The following is a 17,256-nucleotide window of genomic DNA, read 5'->3' as shown; positions in this document are numbered from 1 at the left end:
GGAGTGAGGAGTTGGGGTGGGAGAAGAGGATGGGGGGAAGAAAGGTAAATGAAATGGGCTATTGTTCTCGATATAGCTGTAGCCATAACTGAGGACAAGCTGCATGGCGCTTAAAGATTAACCTTAACCTAACTGGTTTTTGACACCGCTGCTTGGCGTGCAAGCTACAGCACGCTGCTACGCACAACTTAAAGCAACTAGCACTTTGCACTAATGGCCCATATCTTTCTTCCCCAACCCCTAACCCCCAATTCCCAATTCCCTTCTTCCCATCCCCCCATCTCCCCATCTCCCCATCCTCTTCTTCCCCACTCAGCACTCAGCACTTTGCACTCAGCACTAAACTATGAGCCGAACCTATAAAGCTGTTGGAATCAATCTTAAGGGGATGCCCTTGGGAGAGTCGGATCGCCTGTTAACTATTTTGACCCCTGAGTTTGGTCTGATTCGGGCGGTTGCACCGGGAGCGCGCAAGCATAAGTCTTCTTTGGGGGGAAGAAGCGGGTTATTTGTGGTTAATGAGTTGTTGATTGCTAAGGGGCGATCGCTTGATAAAATTACTCAAGCCCAAAGTCTGGAATCCTATCCCGGTTTGGGACAGCATTTAGGGAAGCTCACGGCTAGCCAATATTTAGCGGAGTTAGTGTTGCTGCAAGCGCTTGGCGATCAACCCCAGCGCGAACTCTACGAACTATTTAACGCTCATCTCGGTCGTTTAGAGCAAGCCGCTAGCAATGAAGCGATTATGGCTCATTTGACTCACGCGGTTTTTCACTTGCTGGCTCTTGCGGGACTGGCTCCCCAAGTTCACCGCTGTTGTACTAGCCAAGATCCCATTGTGCCAGATTTTCAGACGCCCCACTGGCAGGTGGAATTTGATGTCGCCGCCGGGGGGGCGATCGCGATCGCTTCCCAACAAACCCAACCCACACAAGATAAGCTGAAGTATAGAGGGGGCGATCGCCAACCGATATCTGCTCAACCTGAGCCTTCAGTGGGTATTCTCAATTCCCCACCTGCGGTAAAATCACCCCAAAGGAGTCAAGTGACTCGCGAACCCGCAGCACGCAAAAGCGCTTATTCTACGCGCTTAGATGCCACGGAACTCGATATCTTGCAGCGTTTAGCTTATCCTGAACTTCCTATTATTCAAGAAGTATTGTCATCTTCTGCTCCTATGGGAATAGAACGATGGCTTAGGCTAGAACATATTTTGCGGCAATATGCCCAGTACCATTTCGATCGATCCCTACGTGCTGCTGCGTTAATAGAATCTTGTTTTCTCCCTTTGCCGACAAGTATCACAAGAGATAATGCAACTGTTTGATCCGGATATACAAGAGTTAGATCTCGCTGAAAGCGCCCTTGACACCCCGGTCGAGGAAGCGCATCATTCTGAGCTAGAGAATACGCAGACTACCAGAGCGACTTCAGACGCTCAAGCGCCACCCGCTCGCAAACCTGCCAAGGAGAAATCCGAACGCGGGTTTATGGGAGTGCTGAAAAATCCGAATTTTTTAGCCCTGTGGAGCGGTCAAGTTTTTTCTCAACTGGCTGATAAAATCTATCTGGTTTTGATGATTGCTTTGATTGCCAGTCGCTTTCAGAGTACCAATCAAACCATTAGCGGTTGGGTTTCTGCGATTATGATCGCTTTTACGGTGCCAGCCGTCTTATTTGGTTCGCTCGCTGGCGTTTTTGTAGACCGATGGTCGAAAAAAGCAGTTTTAGTTTCTACGAATCTGCTCAGAGGCGCGATTGTTCTGGCATTACCCATCCTGTTGTGGTTAGCAGAAAGTTCTAACCCAATTTTAGGTTTGCCCTTGGGGTTTTGGGTGTTGTTGGTCAGTACCTTTTTAGTCTCCACCCTAACGCAGTTTTTCGCCCCGGCCGAACAATCGGCAATTCCGCTGATTGTCAAGCGCCGCCATCTGCTACCCGCGAATTCCCTCTATACGACAACGATGATGGCATCGGTGATTATTGGGTTTGCGGTGGGCGAACCTTTACTGTCTTTAGCCGATAGCTGGCTACAGCACGTTACGGGGAATTTTCATTTTGGCAAAGAATTCGTCGTCGGTGGGTCGTATGCGATCGCCGGTTTGCTGCTGCTTCCCCTGAAAACGGGAGAAAAATCCGAACCCCCGCAACAGGAACCTCCCCATGTGTGGCAAGATATCCGCGAAGGACTCTTTTATCTGAGCAATCATCGCCGCGTTCGCAATGCCTTATTGCAACTGGTGATTTTATTTTCAGTGTTTGCCGCTTTAGCCGTCTTAGCCGTTCGTCTTGCCGAAATTCTCCCCTATCTCAAAGCGTCTCAGTTTGGCTTTCTGCTGGCGGCGGCGGGAGTCGGAATGGCCGCAGGTGCGGGAATTATTGGCTATTGCGGTCAGCGTCTTGGCTCGAATACTAAATTAAGTTTAATAGGTTCAATTGGTATGGCGTTTTCCCTCGCCGTACTTTCGCTGTTTACGCACCAATTGGGAATCACCATTATTTTAATTACCCTCCTTGGTGGATTTGCAGCAATGGTAGGCGTGCCTATGCAAACTACCATCCAAGCTCAAACGCCCGAAGCGATGCGAGGTAAGGTATTTGGTTTACAAAATAACGCCATTAATATTGCTTTGAGTTTGCCGTTGGCTTTAGCCGGGGTGGCGGAATCATTTTTAGGCTTAAAAGTTGTGTTTTTAGGGTTAGCTGCAATTGTTCTAGCTGGCGGTCTCTCAACCTGGTATATTTCCCGTACAGGCGGAAATCCAGCAACCGCCTCCGTTGAGACTCCCTGCCGCCCGGAGAGCGATCGCACCTCCAGATAGTTGTTTATGGAAGGTGAAAGTGTGACAATTCACGCTGGATAACTCATCAATTAACAAAACCCTAAAACTTGAATGCATATCGCTTGGCTTGGCAAAAAATCACCCTTTTGCGGCAATGTCACCTACTCGCGAGAAGTAACCAATGCGTTGCTAGAACGCGGATATCAGGTTAGTTTTCTTCACTTTGCTCAAGAAGAACAACCGGGTGCCAAAGCGTTACTGAATCGCAGTTCCTATAAACTCCCTTTCGCCAGTCATTCTCTAGGCAAAGTAGACGATGAGGGATGGGGAGATTGCCCGGAAGTGGCGATCCCCTGCGTCATGAAATCAACGCTTTACACCATTCCTACTTTAAGATCGAGTAAAGTGCTAGCGCGATCGCTCTGGCAACTCCAGCCGGATGTGGTTCACGCCTCTTTGACGCTCTCTCCTCTAGATTTTCTGTTACCAGAAATCTGCGAGGAACTGAATTTACCCTTAGTGGCCACGTTTCATCCCCCCTTCGATCGCAAACTTCGCAATATCACCTCCGGAACGCAACACCTCGCCTATCAACTGTATGCACCTTTTTTAGCAAACTACGATAGCAGCATTGTGTTTTCTCAGATTCAAAGCGACATCCTTGTGCGTTTGGGAGTCCCAGAATCTAGAGTCGCGGTGATTCCCAATGGAGTCGATGCTCAAAAATATTCCCCAGGCCCTTCTAACCTCAAGCAGGAGTTTGAAGCCGAGCGGATTTTTGTCTACCAAGGCAGAATTGCTCCAGAAAAGAACGTTGAAGCCTTGCTCAAAGCTTGGAAACAGTCGGAAATGGGGCCTGATTGCAAGCTGCTGATGGTGGGAACCGGCCCGCTCGCCTCCTCGCTGAAGATGTTCTACGGCCCGGAACAGGGGGTGATTTGGCTAGGATTCATTGCAGACGAACAGCGACGGATTGAAATTTTACGCGGCGCTGATGTCTTTATCCTGCCTTCTTTAGTGGAAGGGCTTTCTCTATCGTTACTCGAAGCGATGGCTTGTGGCGTGGCTTGTATTGCTACCGATGCGGGGGCAGATGGGGAAGTGCTAGAAGCTGGAGCTGGGGTGATTCTGAATACGAACCGCGTCACCTCCCAGTTGAGAACCCTATTGCCGTTATTCCGCGATCATCCGGAAATGGCGGTTTTACTGGGGCAAAAAGCCCGCCGCCGCGTACTCGAACGCTATACCCTCAGCCGCAATATCTCTCAGGTTGAGCGATTGTACGCGAAGATTCTGCAACAGCGACAAATCCCCCTCACTGGGACTTAAAAGACAGAATGCCTGTCTCAGGGGTGGTGAAACAGGCAAACTCTGGCGATCGCGATCGCCCTCTACTCCAGCCAGGGACTCACATCAACTGCAAGTTTTTGTCCGAGGCGTAACAGTTGCTTCATTTGGTGAGGGTTAAGCTGCTTGTCTGCCTCTGTACAAACGTTGGTGAAAGGGTCGTCTGCGTGCGTTTGAGCGTTGAGACAGCGCGGGACAATCTGGCTATGGAGACAGTTAAAGTAGAGTTCTTGACAGCGAGCGAGCGATAGCCCTAGATGCAGTTGATTGCCTAACTCAATCAGCCGCTCTACCCGTTCGATGTCGGCTTCTAGGTTAACGGAGTCTACATCATGCAAGAGTTTCCAGAGCGATCGCAAAATCAGCCGTTCTAAGGTGGCTTTACCTTCCGCCACGTTTAAATGACAGCGTAAATGAGTCGCCTCAGTTGCGATCGCCTCTAACTCAACAATCTGAGCCAGTGCCAGTTGTTTATCGCCATTAGCCTGTTCCAACGCCCGCAAACCCACCGTACAGCGGTGCGAGAGCGCCACCTCTGCTGCCACTTGCAACTCTTGGGGGGCGGGTAACTCATCGCGATGGAAGGCCATTAACACGCCATAATTATCGCGATACACCTGGGTATAGAGTTGATCGACGCGCATTAGGGTTTCCTGAGTCAGGAGAGCCATGATCCGATGGCGTTCTTCTGCAAACAGGTTTTGCAAGCTAAAGGACTGTTCGCCAAACAGCTTCACCATTGCCAAAATCGCATGAGCGGCGCTGGCTTGCTCTAGGGCTTCAAACAGTTTTTCCTTGAGTTTGGTGTAGGCGCGACGCCCGTTAAACGGTTGAATGCAGCAATGGAAGTCCCAGCCGCCCAAGTGCAGCACGGCGAAGGTATAGTGAACGCTTTCGCGGGTAATATCAGAAACCAGTTGCAACTGTCCAACCGCCAGGGTGAGCGATCCCATGCGTTGCAGTTGATAGTCGAGTTGTTTGGCTTGGTAGCAGTAAATCTGCGTTTCGGGCGCATAACTGCGGAAGAGCGAACTCATGGCATAGTGGGCGGCCACTTGCTTGAGGTTAATTTGGGCGGTTTGGACGAGTTGGCGATAGACGTTTGCCCCGTTGGTAAAGAACTCAACGTTACTGGGGGCTTGCACGAGGCGCTGAATAAAGGAGCGCTCAAGTTGAACGCCGGCCACATCTCCAGCCAGTTCAATGGCTCTGGCTGCGTAGCGCAGAATTTGCACGCCTTCGGGTCGGGAAATTTCTTCAAAGAACCAACCGCAACTGGTATACATCAGGAGGGTATGGCGCTGCATTTCCAATAGGCGCAGGGCGTCTACTTGTTCTTCGCGGCTCAGTTGATGGCTAGCATAACGTTTTAGGAACCGATCGATGTTATCTGAAGAGCGATCGCGAATCACTGTAATATATTCGTCGCGTACTCGCCACGGGTCTTCAAACAGCTTGCCGCCTTCGGTTTCATAAACTTCAATTAACTTATCGCGCAGCCAGTTGAGGGTGTTGCGTAACGGTCTGCGCCACTTTTGATGCCACAGTCCGCCGCCGCCACAGCCGCAGTCATCTTGCCAGCGATTGACGCCGTGGGAACAACTCCAGGCGGTGACGGGTTTAAGAATGACTTCCCAGGTGGGGGGATGGACGCTGAGATAATGGGCAAAGTTTGTCACCGTCCAGCCATGCTTGGGAAACTCTTTAACAAAAGCGTAGGCGAGGGTTTTTTCAGTGCCGCCTTTGTGGTGGCCAAAGGTTTCGCCGTCGGTGGCGACGGAAATCAGTTGGGAGGGACGATGATCGCCGCGTACGGCTTGACCGATCCGACCGGCGAGGTGTCCGGAGTTAAAGAGGACATCGCTAAAGCCCATGTCTCGCGAGATTGGCCCGTCGTAGAAGAAGATATCAATAAATTCACCGCTAGGAATGTAGCAGCGATAGGGACGGGTGGGATCGATTTGCGATCCCCCGACTTCATGCCATTCTGGATCGGGGTTATGCTCGGTTGGGAGTTCGCGGGCGCGTTCGGCTTGGGAGGGGGCAAGGATGATGAATTTGATCCCCTCGGCAATTAAGACTTCTAGGGTGGGATAGTCTACGGCGGTTTCTGCCAGCCACATGCCTTCGGGATCGCGACCGAAGCGAGAGCGGAAATCGGCGGTTCCCCAGCGAATTTGGGTGTATTTGTCGCGTTCGTTCGCCAGAGGCAAGATCATGTGGTTGTAGGCTTGGGCGATCGCGTTGCCATGTCCGTTGAGGCGATCGCAGCTTTTGCGATCGGCTTCAAGGATGCGCTGGTAAACTTCTACGTCGTGGCGCTCTAACCAGGTCATTAAGGTGGGGCCGATGTTAAAGCTCAAATACTCGTAGTTATTCACAACCCCCACAATTTCGCCTCGGTCGTTGAGGATGCGAGCAAAGGCGTTGGGGCGATAGCATTCATGGTGGATGCGTTCGTTCCAGTCGTGAAAAGGCGTTGCTCCCGCTTGGCGCTCGATGGCGTCTAGATAGGGGTTTTCACGGGGGGGTTGGTAAAAATGCCCGTGGACAGTTACGCAGACGCCCGTTGCGACTTTCTGGGGAAGCGCCTGGTTTGTCACCTCATTATTTGCCCGATCTGCTAAAGCTGCCCTCCCGTCGGGGAAGGGCATTGCTACAGAAGATTCTTGAGGAATGGCATCAAAAGATGCAGCCATGAAGCGATCGCCTCCATTGTCGATAAATACAGCATGACTTGCGCGACAAATCTGACGAATGCTCAATCTGAAATGCTACGGATCGTCTAATTGTCTGCACAAGTTTGGTTTACATTGAAACTTTTACAAAATCTAGCGTTGAGTCGGACAGCGAACTGAGCGATTTTGACGACTGCTCAACCCTTACAACTCAAATCCATGTTTATTGCAGCATATCTAAAATTAATTGCGGATCGCTCTTAAGACCGATTAATCTTGGAAAAATTTAATACTTCGCAAACCCGTAACCGAGCGCTCGATTGGGTGGTAAAAAGGCTAACCGATGAGTGTGGGGCGATCCCCCCGATTCCGATCGCCTGCGGATATAACAATATTGTTACAAAAAAATATTAAAATTATTAATGGGGATCGATTCCGGATGAGTTTGGAGGTTTAACCCGTTCGGGCGATGGTTGGGGGCGGGTTGTCTTTTAAGATATGTGTATTGAGATTCACATCTGTTCTGATATATCAGGCTGATATCGTTCGATGCTGGAATTATCTGCTCTCGGCTTACTGCAAAAACATCCCCTACACGGCTATCGCTTAAAGCAAGAGCTGGAGTTGTTTATGAGTAGCTGTATCAGCGTCAACTACGGAGCCATCTATCCCTTACTCCGACGATTGCAAGAGCAGGGCAACATTGCCGCGATCGCACCCGCAGAAGACAACACAGGCCTCAGCCGTCGGATTTATCAGATTACCCCCAAAGGGCGCGATCGCTGGCACGAAAAGATGTTAGAGCATCCCCCAGAAAGCTGGGTGAATAGCCGATCTCGGTTTGCCATTAAATGCTTCTTTTTCAGCGAACTCACCGCCGTCGAGCGCATCAAACTCATCGAGCATCGACGCCTGAAATGTCGCTTGCGTCGAGCCGAACTTGAGGATCTTTCCCTCCCCAACGATCCCTACCAATCTCTGCTTTGGGAGCATCACCTCGCTCTTTTACAAGCAGAAATTGACTGGCTAGACCAACTGCTCAAGCGAGAACTCCACCTCGCCGAAGCCCCCACCCAACGATCCGAGGAGGTCCAATTTTCAACCTCTCCGTAGCGACCTCCCCCCCTTGACTCAGCCCACCCTGAACAAAAAAGAAGCGATCTGATGGACCATCCGAATGCCGCCCAATCCGGCGTAAACCTTGAGGAAACCCCCTCAAACGCGATTGACTCCGATGATTACGAACTTGAACCGCTCCCGAATTCCGAACGGCAACAACTGCGCCAGCGCAGTAAATGGATTGTCGGCTTAGGTCTTCTCCTGCTGATCGGTGGGGGAGGATTTATCGGTTGGCGACTGCTCGCCGGGGGCGCTCCCAGCCAACCCCCCGCCGCCGCCCAACAGCAAATGCAGGGCGCGCCGGTTGAAATTGCCACGGTTGAACGGCAATCTCTCGCCGAAACCTCCGATTTTGTCGGTACCCTAGAAGCACAACGCTCCGTCGATCTGCGTCCGGAAACCGAAGGCCGCATTAGCGAGATCCTCGTCCAAGCCGGAGACTTTGTGGAACAAGGTCAAGTCGTTGCTCGCTTGAGAAGCGACGAACTGCAAGCCCAACTGATGCAAACGCGGGCGAATTTAGAACGCGCCCAGGCTCGTTTAGCCGAACTTGAAGCCGGAACTCGTAGCGAGGAAATTGCTCAAGCAGAAGCAACCCTTAGCGCCCGGAGAGCGCAACTGCGAGACGCCAATTCAGCCCTGAATTTAGCGATTCGTCGCGTCGAGCGCAATCAAGTGTTGGTTCAGGAAGGGGCAATTCCCCGCGATACCTTAGATGAATTACGCGATACCGCCGAACGCGCCCAAGCCCGCGTCCGCGAAACCGAATCGCAAATTCGCGAATCCGAAGCTCGCTTGCAACAGTTAGAAAGCGGTGCTAGACCCGAAGAAATTCAACAGGCCCGCGCCCAAGTTGCAGAAGCCGCAGCCCAAGTGCGAGCCAATGAAGTGACCTTGCAAAATAGCGAAATCTTAGCACCCGTTGCGGGGTTTGTCGGTGACATTCCGGTGAAGGTGGGCGATTTTGTGAACCAGGGAGACAATTTAACCACCGTTACCCAAAATCAATCTTTAGATTTGCGTTTGGCGGTGCCTCTAGAGCGCACCAATCAACTCGATGTGGGCTTGCCCGTGGAAATGACCGATACTCAAGGCAGGGCGATCGCCACGGGGCGGATTAGTTTTATCTCTCCCCAAGTGGATAGCAACTCGCAATCGATTTTAGCCAAGGCCACCTTTGAGAACCCCGATGGGCGGTTGCGAACGGGTCAATTTGTGAGAGCGCGGATCGTTTGGAATCAAATTCCTAATGCGATCGCCATCCCCACCACCGCCGTTATCTACGAAGGGAGCGATCGCTATGTCTTCGTGGCCGACCTCAGCCAAGACCCCCCCGTAGCGCGGCGACAACCCGTACAACTCGGTCTGATTAAAGATGACCTCGTAGAAATCAGACAAGGCCTGAATGCGGGCGATCGCGTCATCACCTCCGGACGGCAACGCATTGGCGACGGCGCACCTATTGCCCCCAGAGAAGGAGCCAACCCCACCCCAGATTCCGCCGCCCCGATCTAAGGCTAACCCCCTCCGTCGATCGCTGTCCTCTAAGGTTGCGCCTGCGATGTTTACCAACTTCTTTATCAAGCGACCGGTCTTCGCTTCCGTCTGTTCCCTGATTATTATCCTGATCGGTTTAATCGGCTATACCCGCTTACCCGTCCAGGAATTCCCCAGCATTGACCCACCTGTCGTTAGCGTCAACACGGTCTATCCGGGAGCCAACCCGCAAATCGTTGAAACCGAAGTCACCGAAATCCTAGAAGCGGAAATTAACGGCGTAGAAGGGATTAGAACCCTCTCCTCCCAAAGCCGCGATTCCGTTAGCTCCATTACCGTTCAATTTGAACTCGACCGCAACGCCGATCTGGCCGCCCAGGATGTGCGATCGCGCGTAGACCGCGCCCTCGGTCGCTTGCCTAGCGATGTCGATCCGCCCATCGTCAGCAAAGAATCCGCCGACGCCTCCCCGATCATCTGGTTTGCCCTATACGGCGAGAACCAATCCACCCTCGAACTCAGCGACTACGCCGACCGCTTCATCGTAGACGCCCTCGAAACCGTTAACGGCGTCAGTTCCGTGATCATCGGCGGCGAACGACGCTACGCCATGCGCCTGTGGATTAGTCCGGTGCGCCTTGCTGCCCGCAACCTCACCGTCCTAGATGTTGAAAGCGCCCTGCGCCGAGAAAACATAGAACTTCCCTCCGGTCGCATTCAAGGCAGCTCCTCTCAATATTCCGTCCGCACCCTAGGGCGGCTGCAAACCCCCGAAGAATACGAAGCCCTAATTCTGCGGCGCAACCCCGACGGCTCCCAAATCACCTTTAAAGATGTCGGACGCGCTGAAATTGGGGCAGAAGATACCGACTCCTTTGTCCGCTTTAACGGTCAACCCGCCGTCGGTTTAGGAGTTGTCAAACTCACGGGTTCCAACACCATCGCCGTTGCTGAAGGGGCGGCAGCCCGGATGGAAGAACTTTCCCAGACCTTCCCCGAAGGAATGCGCTATGCGATCGCCTACGATAGTTCGGAGTTCGTCGCCCTTGCCATTGATGAAGTTTGGGGTTCCCTATACCTAGCGGTCTTCCTCGTCATCTTAATCATCTTCGTATTCGTCCAAGATTGGCGAGCCACCCTCATCCCCTCCATCACCATCCCCATCTCCTTAATTGGAGTATTTGGGGTGATGTTTTTCCTCGACTATTCCATTAACACCCTCACCCTATTTGCCCTCACCCTAGCCACCGGATTAGTTGTAGACGACACCATCGTCGTTTTAGAAAACATCGTTCGCTACATTGAAGAAAAAGGTCATTCCCCCATGCAAGCGGCTGTGGAAGGGGTGAATGAAGTCGTCTTTGCGGTCATTGCTACCACCGTCGTTCTAATCGCCGTGTTTGTCCCCGTTAGCTTTTCCGGGGGGGTAACAGGGCGATTGTTTACAGAATTTGCCATTACCCTAGCCGGAAGCGTGGTTGTGTCCTCCTTCGTGGCGCTGACCTTAGCTCCTGCCTTGTCCGGCCGCCTGCTTCGTCCCCAAAAAGCCCGCATTCCCGGCATTTCCCAAATCTTGGATGTCATAGACCGGGGACTCAACTGGAGCCGAGACGCCTATGGCACGACCCTGCGCCAAGCCATGCGGATCAAGGCCCTGGTTTTGGGCGTTTTGGTTTTACTCCTGTTTATAACCAGTTGGCTGTTCGGCCAACTCCCGCTTGAATTTCTCCCAACAGAAGATCGAGGAGCCGTCTTTACCATTGTGCGCGCGCCCGAAGGTGTCTCGATTGATTACACCGACCGCGTGATGCAGCAGGTGGAAGAGGCGTTTAGCCAAACCCCAGAAGTTCAAAGCTATTTTACGGTTGGGGCGCTGAGTAATGCAGGACCCGGACAGGTGAATCAAGGGATTGCCTTTGTACGGCTGCAACCTTATACTGAACGGCGCAGTCCGGCTCAGTCGCAACAAGCGGTCATTGGTCAATTATTCGGTCGGTTCTCCCAAATTACCGATGCGTTTGTCTTGCCAATTAACCCTCCCGCTTTACCAGGTGCGGGGTTTTCTCAGCCTGTGGAGTTTGTTTTACAAGGATATAACCTTGAGGAACTTGCAGAAGCTTCTGGCAATTTAGCCGGGGCGGCTCGCGGTTTACCCCAACTGGTGAACGTCGATACCAATCTCCGGTTAAATCAACCAGAGGTGACTATTTCGATCGATCGTCCAGCCGCCGCTAACTTAGGGATTTCTGTTGAGGAAATTTCCCGAACCCTACAAATTCTCTTAGGCGGACAACAGATTACGAACTTCAACCGGGAAAGCAACCGTTATGAGGTGATTGTCCAAGCTGAGGAACAATATCGCGCCTCTCCCCAAGATATTAATCAGCTTTATATCCGCACTAACACGGAATCGGCTCAGATGATCCCGTTAAGTTCGGTGGTGAATGTGGCAACGTCCACGACACCGCCGCAAATTAACCACTATAACCGCTTTCGTTCGGCAACCATTGAAGGGTCTCCCGCGCCCGGTGTCAGTTTAGGGGCGGCGTTGGATGCTTTAGAAGATTTGGCTCGCCAACAACTCCCGCCCAGCATTCGCACCACTCTGGCGGGAACCTCCCTAGAGTTCCGAGAAGCCGGACAAGCGATTCTGTTTATGTTTGGGTTGGCATTGGCGTTTATTTTCCTCACCTTAGCCGCCCAGTTTGAAAGCTATCTCGATCCGGCAATTATTCTTTTAGCGGTGCCGTTGTCTCTATTAGGGGCGTTTGCGGCGCTGTGGGTGTTTGGCTTACCGTTGAATGTTTACAGCCAAATTGGGTTAATTATGTTGATTGGGTTGGCGTCTAAAAACTCAATTTTGATTGTGGAATTTGCCAACCAGTTACGCGAAGATGGCTTACCTCCGATGAAGGCGGCAATTGAAGCAGGAAGAACGCGTTTCCGTCCGATTCTGATGACGGCGTTTTCTACTATTTTTGGCCTGCTGCCCTTGGTTGTGGCGACGGGTGCAGGTGCGGTGGCGCGGGTTTCGATTGGGGTGACGGTTGTCGGCGGGATGTTAATTTCAACGTTGCTGTCGCTGTATGTTGTCCCTGTGTTTTACGTGCTGGCTACTAGTCTGCAACTTTGGATTATGAATCGCTTTTCTGGGGAGAAAACGGCGAAGAAAGTCTCATAAAATCGCATCTTGGGTATGAAAGTCTGTGTGAGTTTAAGGGCTGACACGGACTTTTTTATGGGTTTCGCAAGGGCGATCGCCAGGGACGGTTTTAACCGGGGCTGCGATATAGAATGTGAGAGGTCCTCAGATTTACATCCATAAGTTGAGAGGCGATCGCTAAATCGCCTCTCCCTCTGTAACCGTCAATTCTCTGCTTGAGTTGTTTTTTGATAGCGGATTAATGGATAATGCCGCGATATTTTAAAGCTTGTCGAGAGGTGACAACGCTAGGGTTAACGAGGCGACGAACTTGGTATTTTTGACCTAAAAATTGGGCGCTGACATCTGAGGGAATGGTTTCAGCGGTGCAAGGCTCGTTATTGTAGGAAATACCGCGATAAGAGAGTTGCATGGGTTACACCTGCCTGGGTTAACAGGTCTATCTTGGCTGAGGATACCCCAGGATGGGTTTGATTTAAATCCCAGCTCAGACTGAGTTTAATCGAAAAACAGAGTGAGGAGACTCACGCCTGTAGGCGATCGCACTTCAGCCGTCAGCGAAGGTAGATAACTGACAATTCCAGGAAACAAAATAATTAACACCAAAACTAGCAATTGCAGCAAAATGAAGGGAACCGCCCCTCGATAAATATCGGTTGTGGAGATAGCAGGAGGGGCAACTCCGCGCAAGTAAAATAGGGCAAACCCAAACGGCGGGGTGAGGAAGGAGGTTTGCAGATTCGCCCCTAGGATGACACCAAACCAAACTAAATCGAGGTTCAGTTGTTGGGCGACGGGTACTAAAAGGGGAATGACAATAAAGGCGATCTCGAAAAAATCAATAAAGAACCCCAGGATAAAGATAACCAACATGCTGACGAACAGAAAGCCGAACTGACCGCCGGGGAGATTGGTTAACAAATCGAAGATAAAGCGATCGCCATTGAGACCCCGGAACACCAGCGAAAAGGCCGTGGAGCCAATTAAAATAAACATCACCATGCTGGTCGTTCGCAGCGTTGCATCGCAGACATTTTGCAAAGCGGCCCAACTGAGTTTACGATTGACCGCAGAAAGCGCGATCGCCCCCACGCATCCCACCGCCCCTGCTTCTGTCGGTGTTGCTACGCCAAAGAAAATACTTCCCAATACCAATAAAATTAACACCAAGGGCGGAATCATCACTCGTACCACCCGGATCGCTAGCGCTTTTGCACCAATGGAACGTACCTCCAGGGGTAAAGATGGCGCAACATCCGGCCGTAAGAACGCCACAATCAAAACATGGGCAGCAAACGCCCCCGCCATCATCAAGCCGGGAATCATCGAACCAATGAACAAATCGCCGACAGAAACGCCCAATTGATCGCCCAGAACCACCAGAACCACAGACGGCGGAATAATTTGTCCCAGGGTACCAGAGGCGACAATCACCCCGGCTGCGAGTTGCTTGTTATAGCCGTAGCGCAACATAATCGGTAGGGAAATTAATCCCATTGCCACCACCGTAGCGGCGACGACGCCTGTAGTGGCTGCCAGCAAAGCCCCCACCAATACTACGGCTAAAGCCAGTCCTCCCCGCAAGCGCCCAAATAAGATCCCCATCGTTTCCAGCAAGTCTTCGGCGATGCCGGATTTTTCGAGCATCGAACCCATGAAGATAAAGTAGGGGATGGCCAGCAGGGTATAGTTTGCCATAATCCCAAAGATCCGTTGCGGCATGGCGGTCATAAACAGGGGATTAAAGACGCCCAAAGCAATGCCAATCGATCCAAAGAGAATCGCTACTCCTCCAAGCGAGAAAGCCACCGGATAGCCCAAGGAGAGCAAAACCAGCGCCCCGGCAAACATCACCGGGCCTAACCATTCATACGCTAAGGTCATGTTCTTCCTCTGGGGATGCAAGGGTTCCGGTAAAAATCGCCCAATTCTTAATCGCCTCAGAAATCCCTTGCAGGATGAGGAGGGCAAAACTGACTAAAATGGCGGTTTTGATGGGATAACGGGGCAGCCCGCCCGGATCGGGGGACTGTTCTAAGATTGCCCAAGAGTTGCGAACCGCCGCCCAGGAAAAGTAGATCGCTAGGGCGCTAAAGGGGATCAGAAAAAAGAGGGCACCAAGGAAGTCAATTAAAGCTTTGCGTTTGCGCCGCCAGGTACTGTAGAGGACATCTACGCGGACATGTTCGTTATGTTTGAGGGTGTAGGCGGCACCGAGAAGAAAGATCAGGTCAAAAATGTACCACTGGGTTTCAATCAGGGCGTTGGAACTGAGGTTTTGTCCAATGGCGTAACCCAAGTAGCGGCCGATGACGTTCCAGACACCGACGAGAACCATCAGCAGCACGAACCATAATATTAAGCGGCCGAGGCGCTCAATCCAGGTATCGATGATGCGGGCAAGGCGAAGCAGGGTTTCCACGTTTCAACTAGGGCTGGGTGGGGATAAATTTCAATATTTTAGGGAAATTTCCGGTTGAAACGCTGAATCTCTATGAATCTTTTCAGGAGTCGGGAAAATCTGGAATCACCCATTGGGGCGGCTGCATCCGTTTTTTGCGGATGGCTTCTTCGGCAATTTCTAGCATTTGATCGAGAGAAGTCTCTTGGATGAATTGCGAAGCTTGGGCAGCATATTCTTTATTCGGACAGCGATCGCCTAAAACGCAGCCATTGACGCAGGCTTCTGCACAATTGATGGTTGTCGGGTCCACGATGTTCTCCTTTGGGGCCATGACTTCGCGACGGGAAACTTTAAAAGATTTTAGCGCGATCGCGATCCCAAAAAAGGAGTCAGAGGTTGTCCCCTGACTCTGGCAATCACCTGAATTTCGCCAATTCATCTTTCTGGTCTCATCGCGGGTCATCCGGAAGCGATCGCGATGAGTTTACGTAAAAATACGGCATTACCTGCTTAGGGCAAGGATTAAAAATACCCGGAAAATTTAAGGGAAAGCGATCGCTATCCGGATTAGAGTACCGCTGTCTGGGGGAGATCGCAATGGGATGTCACCCCCCAATCGACCTGAAAAGATGAATACCCTCAAGATTTCGCATCCCCCGAAAGGATGAAAAACGCCCTCCAATGGGCAAACTCAGACTTTCTCAACCCTAAAACCGCAATTTAGCTTGCCTTCGAGAAGAAATCGCGGTTTTCTGCTTCTAGCCTGAACTTATCGCCGATTTCTTGAGTCATTCTCCCGTAGCGACTCAAAGTTGATGGGTTTATCCGGAACTTGCAAATTGACTGCTCAAAAGCCGGATCGCAGGGTACCCAAACCTGGTAAATTGACCGAGTATTGACCCAATTAAGTTTACTGAAGCGAGTATGAAAGTCCTAGTTATTGGTGGCGATGGTTACTGCGGTTGGGCAACAGCCCTCTATTTGTCAAATCGCGGCTATGAAGTGGGCATTCTGGACAGCCTCGTTCGGCGTCACTGGGATCTCGAACAGTGTATCGAAACCCTAACGCCGATCGCGCCAATTCAGCAACGCCTGCAACGCTGGACAGATTTGACAGGCAAAAACATCGAACTCTTCATCGGCGACATTAACAACTACGATTTCCTCGTCAAGTCTCTGCTGAAGTTTGAACCCGAAGCCATTGTCCACTTTGGCGAACAGCGTTCTGCACCGTTCTCAATGATCGACCGCGAACACGCCGTTCTCACCCAAGTTAACAACGTTGTGGGCAACCTGAACATCTTATACGCCCTGCGCGATCATTTCCCCGACTGTCACCTTGTCAAACTAGGGACAATGGGAGAATATGGCACCCCCAACATTGACATCGAAGAAGGCTACATCACCATCGAGCATAACGGGCGCAAAGACACGCTTCCTTATCCTAAACAGCCGGGAAGTTTCTATCACCTGTCTAAAGTCCACGATTCGCACAATATTCACTTTGCTTGCAAGATTTGGGGACTGCGCGCCACCGATCTCAACCAAGGCGTGGTGTATGGCGTTCTCACCGAAGAAACCGGGATGGACGAGTTGCTGATCAACCGCCTCGATTATGATGGCATTTTTGGGACAGCGCTGAACCGTTTTTGCATTCAAGCGGCTGTCGGACATCCCCTCACCGTATACGGAACGGGCGGACAAACGCGGGCATTCTTAGATATCCGGGATACAGTACGCTGCGTCGAGATTGCGATCGCCAATCCAGCCAATGCAGGTGAATTCCGCGTATTTAACCAATTTACCGAAATGTTTAGCGTCGGCGATCTGGCCTTAATGGTGAAGAAAGCGGCCACTTCTGTGGGATTAGATGTTGAAATCAACAACCTCGATAACCCCCGCGTAGAAAAAGAAGAGCATTACTTTAACGCGAAAAACACCAGCCTTTTGAGTTTGGGTCTACAACCGCATTATTTGTCGGATTCTCTGTTAGACTCGCTGCTGAACTTTGCCGTCAAATACAAACATCGGGTCGATCAAAAACAAATTCTCCCTAAAGTTTCTTGGCATCGAAAGTAAGCAAACCCACCCAATGCGTGAGGCGGTATGACTCAGCGAGAAGCGCGATCGCCCTTTGCCATTAAAGGTTAATGGCAGTAGAACCGCCTCCCGAACATCGATCGCAGTCCCACCTCGCGCGGGTCCTTTAAGCAACTTTGTTAGCTTCTATACATGCATAATTCAGGAGTTCAAAGGCAATTCAAT

12 protein-coding genes are annotated in these 17,256 nt (G+C 51.4%); 7 read left to right on the top strand and 5 right to left on the bottom strand.

The window, feature by feature from the left end:
- The first annotated feature begins 346 nt into the window (after positions 1-346).
- The 3 genes from recO to QQ055_RS05355 all read left to right on the top strand — a co-directional run bounded on the left by recO (position 347) and on the right by QQ055_RS05355 (position 4,112).
- Positions 347-1,327, top strand: coding sequence for a DNA repair protein RecO (recO, locus tag QQ055_RS05365; protein WP_286004319.1), 981 nt, complete (start codon positions 347-349; stop codon positions 1,325-1,327).
- Positions 1,314-2,822: an MFS transporter gene (locus tag QQ055_RS05360; RefSeq protein ID WP_286004318.1), complete on the top strand. Its 1,509-nt coding sequence runs from the start codon at positions 1,314-1,316 to the stop codon at positions 2,820-2,822. Before recO ends, QQ055_RS05360 begins: the two co-directional genes overlap by 14 nt.
- Before the next feature lie 72 nt (positions 2,823-2,894).
- Positions 2,895-4,112: a glycosyltransferase family 4 protein gene (locus tag QQ055_RS05355; protein WP_283360464.1), complete on the top strand. Its 1,218-nt coding sequence runs from the start codon at positions 2,895-2,897 to the stop codon at positions 4,110-4,112.
- A gap of 62 nt (positions 4,113-4,174) precedes the next feature.
- Here the strand turns inward: QQ055_RS05355 and QQ055_RS05350 are convergent, their stop codons facing one another.
- Positions 4,175-6,784, bottom strand: coding sequence for a DUF3536 domain-containing protein (locus tag QQ055_RS05350; RefSeq protein ID WP_349775320.1), 2,610 nt, complete (start codon positions 6,782-6,784; stop codon positions 4,175-4,177).
- A 573-nt stretch (positions 6,785-7,357) separates the two neighbouring features.
- Between QQ055_RS05350 and QQ055_RS05345 the strand changes: the two genes are divergently transcribed.
- From QQ055_RS05345 to QQ055_RS05335, 3 genes are read left to right on the top strand one after another with little or no spacing between them, the layout of a single operon-like run.
- Entirely contained in the window at positions 7,358-7,921 is a 564-nt protein-coding gene (locus QQ055_RS05345; protein WP_069965424.1) for a PadR family transcriptional regulator, read from the top strand.
- Positions 7,922-7,972: 51 nt separating this feature from the next.
- A complete protein-coding gene (locus tag QQ055_RS05340; RefSeq protein WP_286004316.1) occupies positions 7,973-9,442 on the top strand; it encodes an efflux RND transporter periplasmic adaptor subunit in 1,470 nt (489 codons plus the stop codon).
- A gap of 46 nt (positions 9,443-9,488) precedes the next feature.
- The gene (locus tag QQ055_RS05335) at positions 9,489-12,605 is read left to right on the top strand and encodes an efflux RND transporter permease subunit (RefSeq protein ID WP_286004315.1); all 3,117 of its coding nucleotides are present in this window, start codon (positions 9,489-9,491) and stop codon (positions 12,603-12,605) included.
- 220 nt (positions 12,606-12,825) lie between these two features.
- On the opposite strand, the gene QQ055_RS05330 is transcribed toward QQ055_RS05335, so the two are convergent.
- The 4 genes from QQ055_RS05330 to QQ055_RS05315 form a co-directional block, all read right to left on the bottom strand.
- Complete coding sequence (locus QQ055_RS05330; protein ID WP_083263203.1) at positions 12,826-12,999, bottom strand: DUF4278 domain-containing protein; 174 nt, start codon at positions 12,997-12,999, stop codon at positions 12,826-12,828.
- Between the two features lie 86 nt (positions 13,000-13,085).
- Positions 13,086-14,471, bottom strand: coding sequence for a TRAP transporter large permease (locus QQ055_RS05325; protein WP_286004314.1), 1,386 nt, complete (start codon positions 14,469-14,471; stop codon positions 13,086-13,088).
- Positions 14,455-15,009, bottom strand: coding sequence for a TRAP transporter small permease subunit (locus tag QQ055_RS05320; RefSeq protein WP_069965420.1), 555 nt, complete (start codon positions 15,007-15,009; stop codon positions 14,455-14,457). Before QQ055_RS05320 ends, QQ055_RS05325 begins: the two co-directional genes overlap by 17 nt.
- Before the next feature lie 82 nt (positions 15,010-15,091).
- The gene (locus QQ055_RS05315) at positions 15,092-15,322 is read right to left on the bottom strand and encodes a hypothetical protein (protein ID WP_286004320.1); all 231 of its coding nucleotides are present in this window, start codon (positions 15,320-15,322) and stop codon (positions 15,092-15,094) included.
- Positions 15,323-15,915: 593 nt separating this feature from the next.
- On the opposite strand from QQ055_RS05315, the gene QQ055_RS05310 reads away from it, so the two are divergent.
- Positions 15,916-17,070, top strand: coding sequence for an NAD-dependent epimerase/dehydratase family protein (locus QQ055_RS05310; protein ID WP_286004313.1), 1,155 nt, complete (start codon positions 15,916-15,918; stop codon positions 17,068-17,070).
- Positions 17,071-17,256 lie beyond the last annotated feature (186 nt).

The sequence above is a fragment of the Geitlerinema calcuttense NRMC-F 0142 genome, from assembly GCF_030285425.1.
The sequence above is the reverse complement of the archived record's forward strand: the minus strand, read 5'-3'. Positions and strand labels throughout refer to the sequence as shown.

What these genes read in the sequence shown, in the direction of transcription:
- recO (WP_286004319.1), top strand. Translation starts at nt 347, where the DNA reads ATGAGCCGAACCTATAAAGCTGTTGGAATCAATCTTAAGGGGATGCCC.
- QQ055_RS05360 (WP_286004318.1), top strand. Translation starts at nt 1,314, where the DNA reads ATGCAACTGTTTGATCCGGATATACAAGAGTTAGATCTCGCTGAAAGC.
- QQ055_RS05355 (WP_283360464.1), top strand. Translation starts at nt 2,895, where the DNA reads ATGCATATCGCTTGGCTTGGCAAAAAATCACCCTTTTGCGGCAATGTC.
- QQ055_RS05350 (WP_349775320.1), bottom strand. Translation starts at nt 6,784, where the DNA reads ATGCCCTTCCCCGACGGGAGGGCAGCTTTAGCAGATCGGGCAAATAAT.
- QQ055_RS05345 (WP_069965424.1), top strand. Translation starts at nt 7,358, where the DNA reads ATGCTGGAATTATCTGCTCTCGGCTTACTGCAAAAACATCCCCTACAC.
- QQ055_RS05340 (WP_286004316.1), top strand. Translation starts at nt 7,973, where the DNA reads ATGGACCATCCGAATGCCGCCCAATCCGGCGTAAACCTTGAGGAAACC.
- QQ055_RS05335 (WP_286004315.1), top strand. Translation starts at nt 9,489, where the DNA reads ATGTTTACCAACTTCTTTATCAAGCGACCGGTCTTCGCTTCCGTCTGT.
- QQ055_RS05330 (WP_083263203.1), bottom strand. Translation starts at nt 12,999, where the DNA reads ATGCAACTCTCTTATCGCGGTATTTCCTACAATAACGAGCCTTGCACC.
- QQ055_RS05325 (WP_286004314.1), bottom strand. Translation starts at nt 14,471, where the DNA reads ATGACCTTAGCGTATGAATGGTTAGGCCCGGTGATGTTTGCCGGGGCG.
- QQ055_RS05315 (WP_286004320.1), bottom strand. Translation starts at nt 15,322, where the DNA reads ATGGCCCCAAAGGAGAACATCGTGGACCCGACAACCATCAATTGTGCA.
- QQ055_RS05310 (WP_286004313.1), top strand. Translation starts at nt 15,916, where the DNA reads ATGAAAGTCCTAGTTATTGGTGGCGATGGTTACTGCGGTTGGGCAACA.